The 3,476-nt window shown below is 42.6% G+C and carries 3 protein-coding genes and 1 pseudogene; 3 read left to right on the plus strand and 1 reads right to left on the minus strand.

Features of this window, described 5'->3' with window-relative positions; genetic code table 11:
• Nucleotides 1-374: 374 nt before the first annotated feature.
• Complete coding sequence (locus QZX97_RS18520; protein ID WP_295664903.1) at nt 375-1,280, minus strand: glycosyltransferase family 8 protein; 906 nt, start codon at nt 1,278-1,280, stop codon at nt 375-377.
• Between the two features lie 105 nt (nt 1,281-1,385).
• Here QZX97_RS18520 and QZX97_RS18525 point away from each other — a divergent pair, with 105 nt between their 5' ends.
• The 3 genes and pseudogenes from QZX97_RS18525 to QZX97_RS18535 form a co-directional block, all read left to right on the plus strand.
• Nucleotides 1,386-1,646 (plus strand): hypothetical protein, encoded by a 261-nt coding sequence (locus QZX97_RS18525; protein WP_295649238.1) that lies wholly within the window; start codon nt 1,386-1,388, stop codon nt 1,644-1,646.
• Nucleotides 1,647-1,783: 137 nt separating this feature from the next.
• The gene (locus QZX97_RS18530) at nt 1,784-2,434 is read left to right on the plus strand and encodes a cytochrome b/b6 domain-containing protein (RefSeq protein WP_295649237.1); all 651 of its coding nucleotides are present in this window, start codon (nt 1,784-1,786) and stop codon (nt 2,432-2,434) included.
• Between the two features lie 212 nt (nt 2,435-2,646).
• A pseudogene (locus QZX97_RS18535) lies at nt 2,647-3,476 on the plus strand (M1 family peptidase); the annotation flags it as partial.

Raw genomic sequence — 3,476 nt, forward strand, 5'->3', positions numbered from 1 at the left:
ACAGCCCACGGCCATATTCCTGTACTACCCGCTTTTTGAACCCTTCGCTGTAATGTACAGCCGGGGTTCTCCTTTTTAATTTAACGCTCTCATTCTCCATCTTGTTGACTCTTTTTAGTCAACCTATTTTAGGACGGGACACTTGCTACCTATATGGGTATTTATGGGTGTATTTTCAAAGAACGCAACTGCCGTCCGACGCAGCTTTTTCAATGGCTGGCATTCCATACAATATAAGAAAAATCTCAGATATTTCAAAATTTCAGATTCGGAGCAAGCAAAAATTCAGTCAGTGTAGTCCTAATAAAAATCAGTGCAATCTTCTCAAAATCGGTGTAACCACCACCCAAAATCGGTGTAATCACCACCAAAAATCAATGTAATCCTACCTTCTTCTTCACCTTCACCCAAATGTTCTTCAGTTTTTTAATATACCGGTCAAACTCCCCTATCGGCCTTGCATTGCGCCATTCGGTCAACTTTAGGTATTTATAAAACAGCTCCTTGTATTTGGGATTGTAAGCGTATGAAGTATAAAACGGCTTGCGCGATATAAAATGCACCAAATAAGGCTTTTCCTCATCGCCCGAGGCAAAATAGTTCCATTTGGCATCCAACTCCAGCCATTTGTTGGCCATGATGATATTGAAGCCGTACTGGTCGGGATAATTGGCAAACTTGATGTTATCGTTAATGCCATCGATGATTTTTTGGGCATAATTACCAGCAGCCCATTTCTCCATATCAAATATAATGAGGCCGGTATTAAAGTATTTGGTTTTGGCTTCGAAGCCCAACTCTTTGTAGTTGAAAATGCCGCCCCAATCATTATCAAAAGTAAGCAGGCGTGGGTCTTGTACGGCGGCTATTACATTGTCGCCAAGGTCGTGGTTGTATAACTTGCTGATATCTTCCAGCACAATCATGTCTACATCCAAAAACAAAGCTTTTTTTGTGTTTTTGGGTACGATATTGGCGATAAACAAACGCAGGTAAATAGTAACAGGGTACGATGTACGGTCCAGCGGCAAGGTAACCCCTGCCGGGATGGTATCCTCCATTTTTACCCAATTGATACTGAACATCGCTGCATCAACCGAAGCCTGTATCTTTTTTTGGCTTTTGGCTTTTACCCCATCCGCTATCACATAAACCGCTATGTGTTCCCCCGTCTTGTGGTTCAGCTCAATCGACTTGAGCAGGGCCGCCAAATGGATTACATAGTGCTCATCCGTTACAATGACTAAAGGAATGATATTTAAGGTATGCGATGTGCTCATTTTTTGCTGCGAATCAAAAATAACTTATTTAAACAATATCCACGCTTTGCTGTTGTACCAATACGGATAAAAAACAAAAAAGTTCATCCATAAAACATATCAGTCATGAAAGATCAAACAAAATTAGCCGTTGGCTTATTGGCAGGGGCCGCCATTGCAGCAACTGTTGGCATATTAATCACATCAGGCAAGGGTGCCGCAATAAAGGAAGAAGTATCAGATTACTTTGCCGACTTGATCAAGTCTATTAAAAGTAAAGTACAAGCCACTGCCGACGACTTGACAGACTATAAAAACAATACTGTCAATTCAGCAAGATCGGCAATAAAACACAAAGTGGATGCCGCTGCAGACGCGGCCATTTAAGCAGAATGCATTAAGTTTATGTTAAAAAGGGTTATGGCATGCTGTAGCCCTTTTTTTATGGCTTAAATCGTTTGTTTAAACAAGCTAAATACATCAACTTTTATTACTTTTATAGCATATCCACAACCTTTAACCACATGACGACCAACCAAACCGACACAACTCCACACATAAAACATAATTCGGCCGCACTGCGCTTTTGGCATTGGGGCAATGCGATTGTTATTTCAGGATCGCTTATTACCGTATTCATCAATTCCACCGTTTTAAAACCACGTAAATCAGCGCCCGTGGTATTGGCCGAAATACAAAAAGACAATCCCGGTTTTACCCTCGACCAGGCACGTTCGGCTGTGGGCGTACTGGAAGATAAAGTTTGGGACTTTCACGTCTATTTCGGTTATGGCCTTGCAGCCTTGTTGTTGTTAAGGATACTTACCGAGCTTTTCGATATCACCGACCGTAAATTCATCAACGGATTTAAAAAGATTTGGCATCAATTCAAAACTACAAAAAAGGAAGGCCAAACAGCCTGGCACGACCTGGCAGTTAAAAGTCTTTACGTCGTATTCTACCTGCTGTTGGTTATCATGGTGGTTACCGGGCTTTGCCTTGCTTTTGATGACACGCTGAATTTTCCAAAATCATTGCAGCACTCCATCAAAAGCGTTCACGGGTTTTGCATGTACCCTATTCTGGGCTTTATCGTCATCCACCTTGCAGGCGTATTTTTAGCCGAACGTAAAGATGCCAAAGGTATCGTATCCGATATGATAAACGGAGGTTAAACATATCCGCAAACATAAAGCATGCTAAAGCGTTCAAAGTACAGGCTATTTTAAAGGCCTGTTTTTTGTTATGGGATTAGGCATCTTTGGTATACTGGCTGTATTGGTGTTAATTGTTGGCATTATTTATAAGGTGAGGGGCCGGTAATAATTACAATTATTTGTAACTTCCACCCTTTAAAACATTAACTTTTACAAAACAAGGCCCCGTTATGCTTAAATATTTTACCCTCGCAACGCTTTTCAGCGTCCTTTTCATTAGCGCCAATGCGCAAACATTGACCATGCCACCCGAAATTGAGCAGGCCTACGCAAAAGGCACCCGCTCGTTAAACGGCAAGCCCGGCAAAAACTATTGGGAAAACCACGGGCGTTACGATATATCGGTAAGCATGGCACCGCCAAATAAAACCATAACCGGTGTCGAACAGATCACATACTTTAACAACAGCCCCGATACGCTGCGCAGTTTAAATATGAAACTTATTGTAAACGTGCATCTCGCGGGAGGCCGTGGCGGCGCCACAGGCGACCGTGCGCTTGGAATAACCGTAGATAACCTTACCATAAACGGAAGTAAAGCCAATTGGGACAATAGTGCAGCAACCACAACAAATTATATGTTAGGTCTTGCTGCTCCCCTGATGCCGCACGATTCGCTAAAAATGAACATCGACTGGCATTATCAATTGGCGGGCGGCCGGGGTCGCGATGGCGCTATCGACACCACCACTTTTTACTTAGCCTATTTTTATCCACGCGTTTCAGTTTACGATGATTACAAAGGCTGGGATACCCAACCCCACAACGGCAACTTAGAGTTTTACAACGATTTTAACGATTATACGCTTAATGTTACAGTACCTAAAAACTATCTGGTATGGTCAACCGGTACCCTGCGCAACCCAACACAGGTATTACAACCCGAATTTGTAAAAAAACTACAGGCATCTTTTACGAGCGATTCCACCATACACATCGCAACCGTGCAGGACCTGGCCAATAAAAACATCACCACACAAAACGCAACAAACACATGGAC

The sequence above is a fragment of the uncultured Mucilaginibacter sp. genome, from assembly GCF_903893715.1.
GTDB lineage: Bacteria > Bacteroidota > Bacteroidia > Sphingobacteriales > Sphingobacteriaceae > Mucilaginibacter.